Annotated in this window: 14 protein-coding genes; 10 read left to right on the top strand and 4 right to left on the bottom strand. The window is 59.3% G+C overall.

Translation table 11 applies throughout. The features are described 5' to 3' along the window. Positions 1–149: 149 nt before the first annotated feature. A complete protein-coding gene (locus GA0061100_RS00640; protein ID WP_208621502.1) occupies positions 150–2,111 on the bottom strand; it encodes an LTA synthase family protein in 1,962 nt (653 codons plus the stop codon). A gap of 159 nt (positions 2,112–2,270) precedes the next feature. Between GA0061100_RS00640 and GA0061100_RS00635 the strand changes: the two genes are divergently transcribed. From GA0061100_RS00635 to GA0061100_RS00625, 3 genes are all read left to right on the top strand, one after another. After that, a complete protein-coding gene (locus tag GA0061100_RS00635) occupies positions 2,271–3,950 on the top strand; it encodes an NAD+ synthase (protein ID WP_075851827.1) in 1,680 nt (559 codons plus the stop codon). Positions 3,951–3,978: 28 nt separating this feature from the next. After that, entirely contained in the window at positions 3,979–4,806 is an 828-nt protein-coding gene (locus tag GA0061100_RS00630; RefSeq protein ID WP_075850694.1) for a TolB family protein, read from the top strand. A gap of 163 nt (positions 4,807–4,969) precedes the next feature. Beyond that, positions 4,970–6,721, top strand: coding sequence for an ankyrin repeat domain-containing protein (locus GA0061100_RS00625; protein WP_075850693.1), 1,752 nt, complete (start codon positions 4,970–4,972; stop codon positions 6,719–6,721). 50 nt (positions 6,722–6,771) lie between these two features. On the opposite strand, the gene GA0061100_RS00620 is transcribed toward GA0061100_RS00625, so the two are convergent. Then, positions 6,772–7,524 (bottom strand): hypothetical protein, encoded by a 753-nt coding sequence (locus GA0061100_RS00620; RefSeq protein ID WP_075850692.1) that lies wholly within the window; start codon positions 7,522–7,524, stop codon positions 6,772–6,774. Between the two features lie 196 nt (positions 7,525–7,720). Continuing rightward, positions 7,721–9,997: an NADP-dependent malic enzyme gene (locus GA0061100_RS00615; RefSeq protein ID WP_143525385.1), complete on the bottom strand. Its 2,277-nt coding sequence runs from the start codon at positions 9,995–9,997 to the stop codon at positions 7,721–7,723. 259 nt (positions 9,998–10,256) lie between these two features. On the opposite strand from GA0061100_RS00615, the gene GA0061100_RS00610 reads away from it, so the two are divergent. The 7 genes from GA0061100_RS00610 to GA0061100_RS00580 all read left to right on the top strand — a co-directional run bounded on the left by GA0061100_RS00610 (position 10,257) and on the right by GA0061100_RS00580 (position 17,537). Beyond that, positions 10,257–11,012, top strand: coding sequence for a glycerophosphodiester phosphodiesterase (locus GA0061100_RS00610; protein ID WP_075850690.1), 756 nt, complete (start codon positions 10,257–10,259; stop codon positions 11,010–11,012). Positions 11,013–11,125: 113 nt separating this feature from the next. Further along, a complete protein-coding gene (locus GA0061100_RS00605) occupies positions 11,126–11,932 on the top strand; it encodes a UDP-2,3-diacylglucosamine diphosphatase (protein ID WP_075850689.1) in 807 nt (268 codons plus the stop codon). Positions 11,933–12,100: 168 nt separating this feature from the next. Continuing rightward, entirely contained in the window at positions 12,101–13,318 is a 1,218-nt protein-coding gene (locus tag GA0061100_RS00600) for an MFS transporter (protein WP_075850688.1), read from the top strand. Between the two features lie 149 nt (positions 13,319–13,467). Continuing rightward, complete coding sequence (locus GA0061100_RS00595) at positions 13,468–14,628, top strand: ABC transporter permease (protein ID WP_075850687.1); 1,161 nt, start codon at positions 13,468–13,470, stop codon at positions 14,626–14,628. A gap of 12 nt (positions 14,629–14,640) precedes the next feature. Then, complete coding sequence (locus tag GA0061100_RS00590; RefSeq protein ID WP_075850686.1) at positions 14,641–15,504, top strand: ABC transporter ATP-binding protein; 864 nt, start codon at positions 14,641–14,643, stop codon at positions 15,502–15,504. 9 nt (positions 15,505–15,513) lie between these two features. Beyond that, positions 15,514–16,884, top strand: a complete 1,371-nt coding sequence (locus GA0061100_RS00585; protein WP_075850685.1) for an MlaD family protein — start codon at positions 15,514–15,516, stop codon at positions 16,882–16,884. Between the two features lie 38 nt (positions 16,885–16,922). Next, a complete protein-coding gene (locus GA0061100_RS00580; RefSeq protein ID WP_075850684.1) occupies positions 16,923–17,537 on the top strand; it encodes an ABC-type transport auxiliary lipoprotein family protein in 615 nt (204 codons plus the stop codon). Between the two features lie 6 nt (positions 17,538–17,543). Here GA0061100_RS00580 and GA0061100_RS00575 read toward each other — a convergent pair whose 3' ends face one another. Continuing rightward, entirely contained in the window at positions 17,544–17,942 is a 399-nt protein-coding gene (locus GA0061100_RS00575) for an SRPBCC family protein (protein WP_075850683.1), read from the bottom strand. Positions 17,943–17,971 lie beyond the last annotated feature (29 nt).

Raw genomic sequence — 17,971 nt, 5'->3', positions numbered from 1 at the left:
CGGAGCGAAAAAAATGCAACGGAAGAAGGGTTTCAATTGCGCACGACAATGAGGGTGAAGGCCGGTTCAGAGGTTTAACCGAATGGTCGTCATGGCGAGAGCTGGAGGTCTGCAAATCATCCGGACTATCCGGCGTCCCCGTGGGGGATTTAGCTGCTCTCCTGACTGACCAGCTCCGCATGAGATGGGAAGAAGCGCTCCAGCCCATATTCCCGTCCGAACATCATATCGTGCTGCAGGTTGCGGTAGTCGCGCACCATTTGATCGACATCCTGCTCCTTGCGTGCCCAGTCGGGGAAAGCCTGGTTGTCGCGGGTCGCAAGCAGGTAACGGTCGACGATGGTGTACTTCTTCTGCACGCGGCCAAGGAAGCCCGTGTAGAACGGATGTTCGTAGCCGGCGGTTTTCAGCAAGTGATACGGCAGCTGCGACGGGCTGATGGTGCCGATGTCCTTGCGGACACCCTTCTTGCTCGACCAGACGACGAGCGGCGTTTCATGCTCCCGCTTCATCACATCAAGCGGGGCTTTGCGGGTCGCCACCTGCTGCGGCATGTAGCCGGTGTTCGGATAGACGTTACCGAGCGGCGGCAGATGATCGCCCCAGAGGACGATGATGGTTTCGCGGTCGCGCTTTTCGGCCCAGTCCATCAACATCTTCAGGCTGTCATCGGCTTCGCGCACCCCTTGCGCATAGGTAGCGAGTGCGGCGCGGTCGTCATCGTTCAGATTTCCACCGATATCGACGGTGTTCTGAGCATAGCGGTTGGCTTCATAGGGGCCGTGTCCCTGAAGGGTAACCGCAAAGAAGAAGAAGGGGCGCTCGGCGGCGTCTCCTTCACGCATGATCTCCTTCATGAGGGAATCGTCGGCGGCGAACATGCCGCGCTTGTCCATGGCGGGCAGGGTTTCCTGAGTGTGAAACTCCTCGAAGCCGAAGGCGCGGTAGACCTCGTTGCGGTTCCAGAACCAGCCGCTGAAGGGATGAAGCGCGCGCGCCGTATAGCCTTCGCCGCGGAAGAAGGTGGCAAGCGACGGCATCGGGCGGCGCACATATTGCTGATAGGGAATGCTGCCATAGGGCAGGAAGGCGTTGGAAAAGCCCGTCAGCGCCTCGAATTCGACATTGGCGGTCATGCCACCGAACTCCGGCGAAAAGACATGTCCCGATTGTCTGGCGCGGATGGTCGGCATCGGATCGGGCGTGAAGGCGACATTGGCAAGCCGCGTCGGGTCCCAGAGGGATTCACTCATCAGCATGATGACATCAGGTTTTTGGTGCGGACCGGAAAGATAACCGTAATTTCTCGCCGGCATGTCATCGATGACGCCAGGGCCATACCCGGCAGGTGATTTGACGTGCGCCATAGGCAGGTTGAGCGCGAAGGCGACGACGAATCCGTTATGGTTGTAGTTTTCCGTTTGATCCCAGACGATCGGAATGATGCCGAGCTTCTCGCGGATAAAGGAATATTGGGTCGGGTCCATCTGCGAAGCGAGGAGTGCTGTTAGCGGCACGCAGAGCGAAAACCGGCCAAGGCGCTCCTTGCGCGAAAGCACGGCGCTACGGCAGCTGATATAGCGCCAGACCACAATCAAGGTAGCCAGGCCGACGATGAGGCCGATCGCGAGTGCGGTGGCTGTCCAGGGGCGATCACTCACCATGACCGGCATCAGCTCCGTGATTTGCCGTGCGAACAGAAAGTCCGAGGGGTAGAGCGGATCGGAGAGAAAATTTTGCTTCTGGCTGGAAATGAAGGCAGGGACGAGCAGCAGCGGCGCGACGATCAAAGCCGACAGATGTGCGCGACCAACCAGGGCATCCAGCGTCAGCATCGCCAGCATGATAATGGCGATGGTGGCGACGCCGGGACGGGATGTCGAAAGGAGATAGGTCCAGGCTGGGCCGAATTCGCCGCGCGCAACCCATTCGACCGTCATGACGATGGACAGGGAGAGAAGCAGGGTCAGCGCGAGGCTCAGGAGTAGATGCAGGCTGGCGGAGTTCTGCCTTGCCGCGCCGATCTTCTGGAAAAGGGCAAGCCTGCCCGCCAAGGCGGACTCGATGACCAATGCGACCAATGATGTCTCCGAATGCTGCACGTCGTTCATAAAATTGTCATGCTTCTGTCATGAACGGCGAATGAACCGCAAGGAGCGCTTGGTATTTTTCCGGGCAAAAATACCGCTTATGCGCGTGGTGCGATCTTTGATGCGTGTGGGGACAGGAAGGCGGTTGCGGAAGAAAGGTGCCATCGCTAAATGTATGCCATGACAGAGCAAAGCCAGATCACCCACACCATCCGCATTGCCGTTGCGCAGCTCAATCCGACGGTTGGCGACGTCTCAGGCAACCTTGCCAAGGCGCGCGAAGCCCGCGCCGAGGCGGCGCGCGAAGGCGCGCAGATCGTCTTGCTGACGGAATTGTTCATTTCCGGTTATCCGCCGGAAGATCTGGTGCTGAAGCCGGCCTTCATTCACGCCTGCTGGAAGGCGATCGAGAGCCTTGCCGTCGATACCGCCGATGGCGGCCCCGGCGTCATCATCGGTTTTCCCCGGCAGGACGAGACCGGCCGCTACAATTCCGTGGCGGTGCTTGATGGCGGCAAGGTCATCGCGGTCCGCGACAAGGTGGATCTGCCGAATTACGGCGAGTTCGACGAAAAGCGCGTCTTTGATCAGGGCGCGATGCCAGGTCCGGTCAATTTCCGCGGCGTGCGGCTGGGCATCCCAATCTGCGAGGACATCTGGGGCGAACTCGGCGTTTGCGAAACGCTTGCCGAGAGCGGTGCTGAAATCCTCTTGTCGCCGAATGGTTCGCCCTATTATCGCGGCAAGGTCGATGTCCGCCATCAGGTCGTGCTGAAGCAGGTCATTGAGACGGGCCTGCCGATGATCTATGCCGCCCAGCTCGGTGGTCAGGACGAGCTGGTTTTCGATGGCGCGAGCTTCGGCTTCAACGCCGACAAGACGCTGGCGTTCCAGATGAGCCAGTTTGAAACTGCCTTGGCGGTTACCACCTGGAAGAAGAACGGCGACGTTTGGCACTGCTCCGAAGGGCCGATGGCGCATATTCCGGAAGGCGAGGAGGCGGACTACCGTGCCTGCCTGCTGGGTTTCCGCGACTACGTCAACAAGAACGGCTTCAAGTCGGTCGTGCTCGGCTTGTCCGGCGGCATCGACTCGGCGATCTGCGCGGCGATTGCCGTCGATGCGCTGGGCGAAGAACGTGTGCGCACTGTCATGCTGCCCTATCGCTATACATCCCCGGATTCGCTGAAGGATGCGGCCGATTGCGCCAAGGCGCTCGGCTGCCGCTACGACATAGTGCCGATCGAAGATCCCGTCACCGGCTTCACCTCCGCCTTGTCGGATCTCTTCGAAGGCACCGAAAGCGGCATCACCGAGGAAAACCTGCAGAGCCGTGCCCGCGGCACGATCCTGATGGCGATCTCCAACAAGTTCGGCTCGATGGTGGTGACGACGGGCAACAAGTCGGAGATGTCGGTGGGCTATGCCACGCTCTACGGCGATATGAACGGCGGCTTCAATCCGATCAAGGATCTCTACAAGATGCAGGTCTATGCGTTGTCGCGCTGGCGCAACCTGCATGTGCCGCCGGGTGCGCTCGGCCCGTCGGGTGAGGTGATCCCCCACAATATCATCGACAAGGCACCTTCGGCGGAACTCAGGCCGAACCAGACGGACCAGGATTCGCTTCCGCCCTATCCGGTGCTCGATGATATCCTCGAGTGCCTGGTGGAAAAGGAAATGTCCGTCGAGGAGATCGTGGCCCGCGGCCATGATGTCGCGACCGTACATCGCATCGAGCATCTGCTCTATCTCGCAGAGTACAAGCGTCGCCAGTCGGCGCCTGGCGTAAAGATCACCAAGAAGAATTTCGGTCGCGACCGTCGCTATCCGATCACAAATCGGTTCCGCGATCGCTGATCGTGCGTCCGACAGAGGAAGAGGACGAATGCGCAGCTCGGTCGAGATTTATAACATCCGCACGGGTGAGAACCGCGTCGTCTGGCAGACGAATGAACTGGTCGAGGCGCCGAACTATTCGCCCGACGGACGCTATCTGCTGCTGAACGGCGACGGGCTGCTATACCGTTTACCCTTGGATGGCGGCGCCGGGATTGTTCAGGTCGACACCGGTTTTGCGACCCGATGCAACAACGATCACGGCATCTCGCCCGATGGCTCGCTGATTGCCATTTCCGACAAGACGGAGCACGGCAAGGCCTGCATCTACGTTCTGCCGGCAGAGGGCGGTACACCAAGGCAGGTTACGACCAGTCTACCTTCCTACTGGCATGGCTGGTCGCCGGACGGAAAGCGCTTCTCCTATTGCGGCATCCGCAACGATGTTTTCGATATCTACACGATCTCGATCGATGGCGGCGAAGAGACGCGCCTGACGCATGGAGAAGGCCGCAATGACGGGCCTGATTTCTCGGCCGATGGACAATGGATCTATTTCAACTCCAGCCGCACCGGCTTGATGCAGATCTGGCGCATCCATCCCGATGGCACCGGACTGCAGCAGGTGACCCATGATAATTACGGCAACTGGTTCGCCCATCCGTCGCCTGACAACGACAAGGTCGTGCTGATTTCCTACGATCCCGATGTCTTCGATCATCCGCGCGACCTGAATGTCCGCATGCGGTTGATGGATATGGACGGCGGCAATATCACCACGCTGTTCGAGCTCTTCGGTGGGCAGGGATCAATCAACGTTCCGAACTGGTCACCGGATGGTGATGCTTTTGCCTATGTCCGCTACGAACCAGCCTGACCTCTGGACAGATCGTATCTCGCGCGATAGATGTGACCTGTTCTCAGGGCGCATCCGATCCGCGGGAAGGGCAAGGCCCACCTGAAGCATAGAATATGAGACTGCCACACCTCTTTTCAGTCTGTGGGCGCGGATACCGGACGTAAATGGAAGGAGGTCTATCGTGACCACGCGCTCTTTGGCTGTCGACGCCACTCTCGATTCCCTGAAAAAGCAGGCCAAGTCTTTCCTCAAGGCCGTCCAAGCTGGTGACGCTTTGGCGCAAAGCCGCGTTGCGCCCTATTTTGCTGACATTGCCGATGTGGGATTGCAGGACATTCAGCTCGTTCTTGCCCGCGAGTTCGGCTTCTCCAGCTGGACGAAGCTCAAGGCATATCTGGAAAGCGGCGATCGCAAGCACGTCCCGCGGGATCAGCTTGCCAACCGCTTCCTGTCGCTGGCGACGGTTTCGTATTTTGCCAATATCCCTGCCGATCCCGCACGTTTCGATGAGGCGCTGCGGCTGTTTGCAGATAATCCGGAGATTGCCGACGAAAGCATTCACGTCGCCGCTGCGCTCGGCGATGCTGACCGCATAGGTCGCTGGCTCGATCGTCAGCCGCAGCTTCTTGATCGCAAGGGCGGGCCGCATGATTTAACTCCGCTGATGTGTGCTGCCTATGCTCGCGTGCCGGGTCGTTCCAGCCTGCCGGCTGCGCGCGAGCTGGTCAGGCGCGGGGCCGATGTCAACGCCTTCTTCCTTGATGCAGGACAATATCGCTTCACCGTTTTGACTGGCGTCTTCGGCGAAGGCGAGGCTGGAAAGGACCGCCAACCCCAGCACCCTGATTGCAAGGCCTTTTCGCGCCTGCTGCTTGAAGCTGGTGCAGACGCCAATGACAGTCAGGCGCTTTACAACCGCATGTTCGAACGGGACGATACATGCCTGAAATTGCTGATCGAATATGGCTTGTCCGCCAGGGACAAGAACAATTGGCTCGTGCGCGAAGACAGCAGGTTCGTCGCGAACTCGCAGACCGTTTTCGACTATCAACTTGCCTGGGCGCTGGAACATCGCATGGGTGAGCGCGTACGCCTGCTGGTGGAACACGGTGCTGATGTCAATACGACCGTCAATGGCAGGACGCCTTACGAATGGGCGCGGCTAGGTGATGACAAGAATCTCGCATTGTATCTCGTTCAGCAGGGAGCTGTAGCGGTTCGTCTGAAACGTGAGGATTGGGTCTATATTCAGATTCAGCAGGAAGCCCGGCACGAGGCGGTCGATCCGGCGATAGTCGTTGAGCACATAAGGAGAGTTGCGAGAGAACTCGATATTCCCGAAGCGATGAGCCAAGCTCATCCCGCCATGCTGCATGAGGCCGCTGGTGAAAATGATTTGCGGGCTGTTCGTCTCATGCTAGCGCTGGATTTCGATGTGAATGCGATGACGAGCCGCACGCCGCTGCATGAAGCGGCGTTGCATGGCCATATGGAGATGGCGAAACTGTTGATCGAGCATGGGGCCGATACCACCATTCGCGATCCCAATTTTCACGCGCCGGCAATCGGTTGGGCCGAATATAATGGCAAGGACCAGATGGTCGAGTTTCTGAAAGCCTATCCGCTCGATATTTTCGCGGCTGCAGCCTTCGGCCAGATCGATCAGCTCGCGGCTATTCTCGACAAGCATCCGGAACAGATAAATATCCGCTTCGCTGAGCTCCGCCCGCATGGGCAGCCCATCGATCGCGATTGGATGACGCCGCTTGGCTTTGCCATCGTCAATCGCTGCCGCGATGCGGTGCGCTTCCTGCTGGCGTACGGTGCGGATCGTTCGATCAGGGATGCCTCTGGACGGTCCTATCGCGATCTTGCGCAGGAGGCGGGTGATGAAGCCATCGTCTCCCTGTTACGTCAGTCGGGAACGGCATGAGCCAGGAAAGCAGGGCGGTCAGGCGGTGATGAGAAACGTCTGGCTGCGCATCATTGCGTCGGCTGCGGCCCGGCCTCTTTCGGATGTTTGAGGTCGATGCTGCCCTGGTCGGTCGCGAGAAATTGCGGACCGACCTGGCGCACTCTATGGGCCGACGGATCGTAGGGGCGATCCGGCGGAAACTGCTGCGGCTGCGCCTGTGATACCTTGGGGACCACTGTCGGTGGTACCTGCTTTTGTTCGAGGCTGGAATTCTTCTGGAGCCTCGGCGTCTCGATAACGGTGATGGAGCTTTCCGGCTTAGCCAGCGACTGCTCCTGCGGCGCATAGGCATCCATTTTCGTGTGGGTGTCGATGACGATATCCGGGGTTGCCGAAGCCGGCAGGCTGCAGCCATTCCGCTGCATCGTATCCAGCAATTGCCGGCGCTGCATGGCAACTGCATCGACCCGGCCGACGCTTTGCTCGCGCTGATCCATTAGCAGGGAAAGATCATGCCGCATCCCATTGATCGATTGCCGCATGTCATCGCAGACGCCCTGATTGTCCTGCCCGACGATCACCATGCTGCTGTCTTCGACGCAGCCCTGGTTGCGCAGATCGCTCATCGTTCTGCGGATCACCAGGTTTTGTTGCACGATGGCGCGTGAGAGCTGGCGGGTTTCCTGGCTGGCGCCGATCACTTCGTTGATGTCGACATAGCGGCCGCGCAGCTCGTCGCAGAGGTCTGCCTGCGCGAGGGCCGGTGTGGCCGTCAGCAGGGATATCAGGGCAATGGAAGCTTGTTTGGTGCCGCGGTTCACGGTTCTGCTCTCGAAAGCGGTTTTAAGTCGCTGAAGATTACACGCTGCAGCTTAACAACGTATCCATGAAAAAGCACGGATTTCGAGAGGATTTTCACGAAATTGCAGCTCGTAGCAGCCAAAAGCAAAAAGATAAAACGGTTCCGCGATTGTATAAAGCGCGGAACCGTTCTGGCAGCGGCTCCGAGGCGCCGTATTAAGCGATCTGCGAGGCCTCGACGACGGCAAGCGCCGCCATGTTGACCACGCCGCGGGACGTGACCGACGGCGAGAGAATGTGGGCCGGAAGCGCCGTGCCGAGCAGGATCGGGCCGACATGCAGGCTGTCGGTCATGGTCTTGACCACGCCGAGCGTGATATTGGCCGCATCGAGGTTCGGGAAGACGAGCAGGTTCGCTTCGCCGGAAAGCGTGCTATCCGGCATGACGTGGCGGCGCAGGCTCTCGGAAATGGCGCTGTCGCCATGCATTTCGCCGTCGACTTCCAGCTCCGGCGCCGCCTTGCGGACGAGAGCGAGCGCCTCGCGCATCTTGGTGGCACTTTCCGACTCCCGTGAACCGAAGTTGGAATGCGAGACGAGAGCGGCGCGCGGCTCGATGCCGAAGCGCTTGATTTCCTCGGCGGCCAGCCAGGTCGACTCCGCGATTTCCTCGGCGGTCGGATTAAACGTGACGTAGGTGTCGGTGTAGAAGGTCGCGCCGCGCTGCGAGATGAGCAGGCTCAACGCGGAGAAATCACGAACGTCCGGCCGCTTGCCGATGATCTGGCGGACGATGCGCAAATGACGCTCATAACGGCCTTCAAGGCCGCAGATGAGCGCATCGGCTTCGCCGCGCTTCAGGGCCAGCGCGCCGATGACGGTCGTGTTGGTACGGACGATCGTGCGCGCAGCTTCCGGGATGACGCCGGCGCGGCCGACGAGCGAGAAATAGAGATCGACATATTCGCGGAAGCGCGGATCGTCTTCCGGATTGATGACGGCGAAATCCGTATTCGGACGGATTTTCAGGCCGTAGCGCTTCAGGCGGGTCTCGATGACAGAGGGGCGGCCGATCAGGATGGGGACAGCCGTGCCTTCTTCGAGCAGGACCTGGGCGGCGCGCAGCACGCGCTCGTCCTCACCTTCGGAGAAGACGACGCGCTTGCGTTCCGCGATCTTCGCGGCCGCAAAGATCGGCTTCATGATGAAGCCTGAGCGGAAGACGAAGCGGTTGAGTTCGTCCATATAGGCATCGAAATCGGCGATCGGGCGCAGCGCCACGCCGCTATCGGCTGCGGCCTTGGCGACTGCAGGCGCGATGCGCAGGATGAGACGCGGATCGAACGGCGAGGGGATGAGGTAGTTGGGGCCAAAGACCGGCGTTTCGCCCGAATAGGCGCGGGCGGCGACGTCGGATGGTTCCTCGCGGGCAAGGGTGGCGATGGCGCGCACGGCGGCCATCTTCATCTCTTCGTTGATCGTCTTGGCGCCGCAATCAAGCGCGCCGCGGAAGATATACGGAAAGCAGAGGACGTTGTTGACCTGGTTCGGGAAATCCGAGCGGCCGGTGCAGATCATCGCATCCGGGCGGGCGGCGCGGGCGAGATCAGGCATGATTTCCGGCGTCGGATTGGCGAGTGCCATGATCAGCGGCTTTTCCGCCATCTGTTCGAGAAGCTCGGGCTTCAGCACGCCGGCTGCGGACAGGCCGAGGAAGACGTCGGCGCCGGGAATGGATTCGGCAAGCACGCGCTTGTCGCTGTCCTGCGCATAGACCGACTTCCACTCGTCCATCAGGACGTTGCGGTCCTTGTAGACCAGGCCTTCGATATCGTGGACCCAGATGTTTTCGCGCCTAGCGCCGAGGGTGACGAGCAGGTTGAGGCAGGCAAGAGCTGCCGCACCGGCGCCGGAGGCGACGATCTTGACGTCTTCGATCTTCTTGCCGGCGAGTTCCAAGCCGTTGAGGATGGCGGCTGCGACGATAATGGCGGTGCCGTGCTGGTCGTCGTGGAAAACCGGGATTTCCATCTGTTCGCGCAGGCGGCGCTCGACGTCGAAGCATTCCGGCGCCTTGATGTCTTCGAGATTGATACCGCCGAAGGTCGGCTCGAGCGCCGAAACCGTGTTGACCATCTCATCGACCGTCGGGGCCGCAATTTCGATGTCGAAGACGTCGATGCCGGCGAATTTCTTGAAGAGGACGGCCTTGCCTTCCATGACGGGCTTCGAGGCGAGGGGACCGATATTGCCGAGGCCAAGTACCGCCGAACCGTTGGAAATCACGGCAACGAGATTGGCGCGGGACGTATAGTCGGCAGCCGTTTCCGGATTGTCGCGGATGGCGATGCAGGGGGCGGCGACGCCGGGCGAATAGGCAAGCGCCAGATCGCGCTGATTGCCCAGCGGCTTCGTCGCCTGAATTTCCAGCTTGCCGGGGCGGGGATAGCGATGGAAATAGAGCGCCTGTTCATCGAGATTTCCGCTCGCCATATTCTTGGCTGCTTTCGAAGTGTCGTTCGTATCCAACTCGCGTCTCCATTCCTGCCTGCGCTTTGAGTCTTCTGCATACATCAATCGCTTCGCCTTCACAGTATGCAATTGAGGTCGCGAAGCGTTTTTGTCTTGGCAAAACTGAATTGCCTTTTCCGCAATGATCGCGCGATGACCCTTCCGCCCGTCGAACGTTGCGGTCGCGTCATCAGGCATTCATCGCGTCGACCTATGAATATTTCAGGCGGAGATTTCCTCGATGACTCTGATTGCCTCCCATCGCGGCGGTGCGCATTTGTGGCCCGAAAACACCAGGCTCGCCTTTTCGAAGACGGCCAAGCTCGATGTTGATCTCGTCGAATTCGACGTGCATCAGACGCGGGACGGCAAGCTCGTCGTGCATCACGACGCTCTGATCGACCGGATGACGGATGGCAAGGGCGCGATCGCCGATTTCAGCTATGACGAACTGATGCGCCATGTCGTGATCGGAAGCGGCGGCGAAACCATTCCGACCCTGATGGAGACCATCGATATTTTCGGGCCATCCGCCGTCGACCTCAGACTGGAGATCAAGACCAGGGCGGATGGCACGCCCTATGGGGGGATGGAGCGACGCATTGTCGATCAGCTGACGGCGACCGGCATGCTGACGCGTACGATGGTGACGAGCTTCTCCCTGCCGCGTCTCGAAGCATTCAGTGCAGCGCTTGGCGAACAAGGGCTGAATGTCGGCGAACTGCTCGGTTTCATCTTCCTCTGTTCGCCTCAGCTGGCCGGCCAACTCGGCTGGGGCGGCGTCATGGCCGCCATGCGCGGCTTCGGCGTGCGCGAGATTGCAATACGTGCCGATGCGCTTGACGGCGAGGTCACGCAGCTCTTTCGCAAGAATGGCGTGAAGGTGCACGGATGGGCGGCCCATACAAGCGAGGCGGCACGGGCCATGTTTCGCCTCGGTATCGCCAGTTTTACAAGCGACCGTCCTGACCTCGCCATCGCCGCGAGACGCGGCTGAACATCGTCGCCGAGCCGCCAAGCACAGGGTTTGTCATCTTCCTGAAACACGAGTCTGGTTTTGGAATAGCCAAGGTAGGATAGGGCACGGACATAAAGTTCGTGAATGAAAACATGGACCCCCGGCATTTCCGAACGTTATTCATTTCTGACGTGCACCTCGGCTCGAAGGCCGCCAAGGCGGACTACCTGCTCGATTTTCTTCGTTACCACGACGCCGACACGATCTTTCTGGTCGGGGATATCGTTGATGGTTGGAGACTGAAGCGGAACTGGTACTGGCCGCAGGATTGCAACGACGTCGTGCAGAAGCTTCTGCGCAAGGCGCGCAAGGGTACGCGCATCGTCTACATCCCTGGCAATCACGACGAATTCCTGCGTGACTTCCCCGGAATGCACTTCGGCGGTATCGAGGTGGCGCAGCGCGCCATGCACGAAACGGCCGATGGGAAGAAATATCTCGTGCTCCACGGCGATGAATTCGACGTCGTTGTCCGCAATGCCCGCCTGCTCGCCTATCTCGGCGATTGGGCCTATGACATGGCCATCCTGATTAATATCGGCCTTGCTGCCATACGCCGCCGCCTGAACATGCCCTATTGGTCCTTTTCGGCCTGGGCGAAGCTGCAGGTCAAGCACGCCGTCAACTTCATCGGCGAATTTCAGCGCGTCGTCGCCGAAGAAGCAAAGCGTAACGATGCCGATGGCGTCATCTGCGGTCACATCCACCATGCGGTCATCGAGGATCTCGACGGCGTGCGCTACATCAATACCGGCGACTGGGTGGAAAGCTGCACGGCGATCGCCGAGCATGAGGACGGTACGTTCGAGCTGATCACCTGGCGGGCTATCCTCGAGACCCAGCCTGTGGATTCTCCGGTCGGAGAATTGCCGCGGCCGATCGGTGCCCAGGCGGCGTAATTCCTGCGCCTCTTCACGTAGCTGATAATGGCCTGTCATAATTATTGATCGCCGCAGGACGGCTCTGACTTCGGATTTTTCCGAAACGTTACGGTTTTGGCCATTTCTCGCCATAGTCGTATTCTCGATAGCGTGATAGGGACAAGTAAGTTCCCCTTCAGGTCTGTCATGATTCCCGCGATCAAGTCCTTCCAGGGCGAGGGTGCGCCTCCATATTTCCGCTTGCGTGCCGCCCTGTCCTATTGTGCCCCGTTGTTCGTCAACGGCATTGCCGTACCGTTCTTTCCCGTCTGGCTGGCGGGGTTGAATTTCAATGATCATGAGATCGGCCTGGTGATCGCCATTCCTATGGTCGTGCGCGTCCTCGTGACGCCCATCATCGCTGTACTCGCCGATCATATGACGGAGCGGGCCGATGTGTTGCTATGGTCGGGTGCCCTGTCGCTGCTGACGGCAATCGCGCTCTACTGGACCAGCGATTTCTGGCCGGTGCTTCTGGTCTACGGCATTCAGGGCGCCACCTACGCGCCTTATGTGCCGGTGGTCGAATCGATCGCCATGTCGGGTGTGCGCCGCTGGGGCTTTGATTATGGCTCCATGCGGGTCTGGGGATCAATCACCTTCATCCTGTCGACCCTTCTCGGCGGCCAGCTGATTGGCATGTGGGGCGGCGCCACCGTGCTGCCTGTGATGGTGGCGGGATTCATCCTTACGACGCTGATGGGCTTTTTCGCGCCGCGCATCGGCCCGACGCGTCGGCGCAACCAACCGATCAATCTGCAATCGCCGACCGGAAATCTGCGCTCGCCGCAATTGCTCATCACCATGATCGGGGTGTCGATACAGCAATCGAGTCATGCGATGCTCTATACGTTTGCGTCGATCTACTGGCATAAGCTCGGCTTTTCCGGCGCCGAGATCGCAGTGCTGTGGAGCATTGGCGTTACGGCCGAGGTGATGGTTTTCTTCCTGTCGAAGAAACTGAGCAGGCGATTCAGTGCATGGACGCTCATCTTCTTCGGTTCGACGATGTGCATTCTGCGCTGGGTCCTGTTTCCGAGCAATTTCGGCTTCTTCGGCTATTTTGTATTGCAGTGCTTTCATTCCTGCACCTACGCCTGCGTCCATACCGGTGTTCAGCGGCGCATTGTTGCCTCCGTCCATGAAGCACAGGAATCATCGGCCCAGGGCGCCTATTATTTCTACAATGGCATGTTTCTGGGTCTAATGACGCTTGCGTCTGGCTATCTCTACGCCTGGCTTGATCTGGCGAGTTACTATGTCATGGCCGGCATCGCCGGCTTGGGGCTAGCCATGGTCGTTTTCGCCTATGGCTTGCAGAGCGGAAAGCCGGCAATCGGCGGCGGTGCTCACGGCGTATCCTAACGCGGTGCAACAAATTCATTTGGATATCAAATAGCCGTGACATATGTTGGCGCCGGCGCGAGATGGAGATTCCGTGGATAATCGGTGTATTAAGCATCGACCGGCGGGCTCTCCGAGTCGGTGTATGTTGTGCCAGATTTGAAAGACGCATGAATTTGAAAGCAGCCGAGCAAAGGTCCGATGCACCGAAGATCGATGATGCGCCTGAGGGCGCAGGCCATCGCTATCGGCTGGAAGGCAATTGGCGCAGCGCCAATGTGCACGGCGTGCTGCGTCAGATCGAGCAGCTGTCCAAGCGCAGCTCGGGCGGCGAGGTCGTGATCGATCTTTCCGGTCTTTCGGATGTCGATACGGCAGGTGCGTTGCTGATCCGCCGGCTCAAGGAAAGTCAGGAAGCACATAAGGCCCATGTCACGATCGAGGGCTCCAACCCGCATATCGATGAATTGCTGACGGCGTTCGATGCGCATCCGGACGACGAGGCGGCCGCGGCAAAGCCAAAGAAATCGTTGGCGGAGCGCATACTGGCGCCCATCGGCAAAACCGTCTACGAGATCTGGGGCAACCTCGTCGCTGCCATGTATATTCTGGGTTCCGCCGTGCGCGGGGCGCAGCTCAAATTCGGCCGCGGCAGTGGTGTTTCGCCGGCCTCGATCATCAATCAGATCGACCATATGGCGGTGCGCGCCGTTCCGATCATCCTGCTGATGTCGTCGCTGATCGGTGCGATCATCGCCCAGCAGGGTGCTTTCCAGCTGCGCTATTTCGGTGCGGAAATCTTCGTGGTCGATCTCGTCGGCATCCTGCAATTGCGCGAAATCGGCGTGCTTCTGACCGCGATCATGATCGCCGGCCGTTCCGGCAGTGCAATTACGGCCGAAATCGGCTCGATGAAGATGCGCGAGGAAGTGGATGCGCTGAAGGTCATGGGTCTGAATCCCATCGGCGTCCTGATTTTTCCCCGGCTGGTGGCGCTGACGGTTGCCTTGCCGCTGCTGACGGTCATTGCCAACTTCGCCGCGCTTTTCGGTGCTGCCCTGGTGTCCTGGGCATATTCCGGCATCACCTTTGCGACCTTCATCTCCCGCCTGCATGAGGCTGTCAGCCTCTCTACGATCATTTCGGGGATGATCAAGGCGCCGTTCATGGCGCTGGTTATCGGCATCGTCGCGGCGGTTGAGGGATTGAAGGTGGGCGGCAGTGCCGAGTCTCTCGGTCAACACGTGACCTCATCGGTGGTGAAGTCGATCTTCGTCGTTATTCTGATGGACGGGCTCTTCGCCATGTTCTACGCAGCAATCGACTTCTGAGGGACGGCAAGGATGAGCGCGCTTCACTCGGAAATCCCGTTGGAAAAAGATGAGCACGGCAGGGACATCGTGCTGTCGGCACGGGATGTCACGGTCGGCTTCGGATCGAAGATCGTCCTCGATAAATTGAATCTCAATATCTATCGCGGCGAGATCCTGGGCTTCGTCGGGGCCTCCGGTGCGGGCAAGTCCGTGCTGTTGCGCACGGTGCTGCGGCTCTTGCCGCGCCGATCGGGCAAGATCGAGATTCTTGGCGAGGATTACGACAAGCTCGACGAGCAGGACCGTAACCGCCTCGATATGCGGCTCGGCGTTCTCTTTCAGCAGGGCGCGCTGTTTTCCTCGCTGACTGTCAAGGAAAACATCCAGGTGCCAATGCGGGAATATCTGGACCTGCCCAAGGAGATGATGGACGAGCTGGCGCTGATGAAGATCCGCATGGTGGGTCTCGCCGCTGACGCCGCAGACAAGTATCCTTCCGAACTTTCCGGCGGCATGATCAAGCGCGCGGCGCTTGCCAGAGCCTTGGCGCTCGACCCCGACCTTGTTTTCCTGGATGAGCCGACGTCGGGCCTCGATCCGATCGGTGCGTCGGAGTTCGACGAGCTGATCGCCAAGCTGCGCGACACGCTTGGCCTGACCGTTTATATGGTGACTCACGACCTCGACAGCCTGTTTTCCGTCTGCGACCGTATTGCTGTCCTCGGACAGAAGCGGGTATTGGTGGAAGGCACGGTTGAGGACATGCTCGCCTGTGATGATCCCTGGGTGCAATCCTACTTCAGGGGCAAGCGCGCACGTTCGATCGTGCCGCGCGAGGACATCAGAGGGCACAACGACGACAAAGGCGCAAGCGCCCACAGCCGCGAGAAGTGACTGGAGACAATGGAAACCAAAGCCAATTATACGATCGTCGGGTTCTTCACGCTGCTTGTGATCGCGGCCGCCTTCGGTTTCGTCTACTGGATGGCCGAGTATGGCCGCGGCGGTCCGATGGTCGAGCTTGTCGTGCGCATTCCAGGCTCGGCAAACGGGCTGAGCGTGGGCTCTCCGGTTCGCTTCAACGGCATTCAGGTCGGCTCGGTGCAGGGGCTTTCGATCGATGCCGACGATCCGAACTATTCGCTTGCCTTCACGCAGGTGCGCGCCGATGCGCCGGTCTATACCTCGACCAAGGCCATTCTTGAGATCCAGGGTCTAACGGGTGCCGCCTATATCGAGCTTTCCGGCGGGCGCAACGGTGACGAGAATATTTTGAAGCGTTCGATCGATACAGGTAAGCGGGCGGTGTTGCTTGCGGATCAATCGAGCGTGACCAATCTGTTGACGACGGCCGACAAGATCCTGAACCGTGCCAATGACACCATCGGCGACATTCAGGGCTTCGTCTCGGATTCGCGCGGACCTTTGACCGATACTGTGCGCAATGCGCAGAAATTCTCGAAGGCCATTGCCGACAATTCCGACAATATCGACAAGTTCCTGGCAAGCGTCGGGCAGCTTTCCGATACCTTCAAGACGGTTTCGGTCCGCGTTGACTCGACGCTGGATGCGATTGAGAAGCTGGTGCGCGCGGTCGATGCCCAGAAGGTCAACGACGTCATCGCCAATGCCGACAAGATCACGGCGAACGTGGCCGACGCCACGACCGACCTGAAGGCGACCATTGCGAGTTTCAAGCAGACTGCCGACACCTATACGACGTTCGGCCAGAACGCGCAAAAGACCTTGGATCGCGTCGATGCGATCGTCGCGCAGATCGATCCGGCCAAGATCAAGGGATCGGTTGACGATATTGCCGACGTGACGAAGCAGGCGCGCACGGCTGTCGCATCGATCCGTGACGTTGCCAATTCCGTTGCTGCGCATCAGCAGGATATCGACCAGACGATCGCCAATGCCCGCGACATATCCACCAAGCTCAACGCGGCTTCCGGCAAGGTCGACGGAATCCTGACCAAGGTCAATTCCCTGCTCGGTGACGACAGCACGAAATCGCTGTTCGCAGAAGCCAAGGACACGCTCGAATCCTTCAAGAAGATGGCGGACAATCTCAATTCCCGCATTGGTCCGATCGCTGACAATCTGCAGAAATTTTCCAGCGGCGGCTTGCGCGATGCCCAGACCCTCATCAACGACATGCGGGGCACGGTTGACAATCTGAATAGCACAATCACTAATTTCGACCGCAATCCGCAGCGATTGATCTTCGGCGGAGATACGGTCAAGACTTATGATGGCCGCGCGCGGCATTGATGAATAGCGATATCTGGTCTCCAGGGGATAAGCGAAATATGGTCGGTTGCGTGTCGAGTGAGCGTCATCAGGTGTGGAAAGCTGTGATCGCGTTGCCGTTGCTCGCAGCCTTGCTGGGAGGTTGCGGAACCTCCTCCAACAGCGACACCTACGATCTTTCCGCGTCGGCAAAGGCGAACGGACCTTCGGTCAAGAGCCGCCAGATCCTCATCCCGCCGCCGACCGCGCTGCAGGCACTGGACAGCAATCAGATCGTCATTCGAGTCTCGCCTTCGGAAATTCAGTATCTCGGCAAATCGCAATGGAGCGACAAGCTGAGCAAGATGGTGCAATCGAAGCTGGTCGAAGCTTTCGAGAATACCGGCAAGCTCGGCGGCGTTGGCGTGCCCGGGCAGGGGCTTGCGATCGACTATCAGATCGTCACCGATATCCGTTCCTTCGAGATCAATGCCGCCGGCGGCCACAAGACGGCAATCGTGGAAATCTCGGAAAAAATCCTGAACGATCGCACCGGCACGGTGAAGGCGCAGAATGTATTCCGCAAGGTCGTGCCGGTCAGCGGCGGCAGCAATCCCGATTTCGTGCGCGCGCTTGATGCCGCATTTGCCGGTGTGACGGGCGAACTCGTCGATTGGACCTTGCGGTCGCTGTAAGGGCGATCAGCGCTCCATCAATTCCTTCAGTGTCGTCAGATCGCGCATGACATGCGCGGCATCGGCCGCGAATTGCGCCGTTTCCATGCCCGGTAGCCGAAGCACGGTGAACATGACCTCGCAGCCATCGCCGTTCGGAACGACGCGCAAGGCATTGTAGACCTGCAGATCGGATTCCAACGTTACCCAATGGTCGATGACGCCGAACTCGTTGCGAGGCGCAAAGCGCACCCGGGCAGTGCCCAGCGTGCCTTCGGCGATCCAATCATTGCCATCCTGCGTCAGCCCTGATGCCAGGCCGGAGGCCCAGAAGGGCATGTTTTCCGGGCGGCTGGCGTAGTCATAGACCTCCCTCCAGTCGCGAGCGATAGAGATATGTACGATCTTCGCGCTCATGGTCGACATCGTGATTTCCTCCTCTATATCATCATCAT

The organism is Martinezella hainanensis, from assembly GCF_900094555.1.
Taxonomy (GTDB): Bacteria; Pseudomonadota; Alphaproteobacteria; order Rhizobiales; family Rhizobiaceae; genus Rhizobium; species Rhizobium hainanense.
The sequence above is the reverse complement of the archived record's forward strand: the minus strand, read 5'-3'. Positions and strand labels throughout refer to the sequence as shown.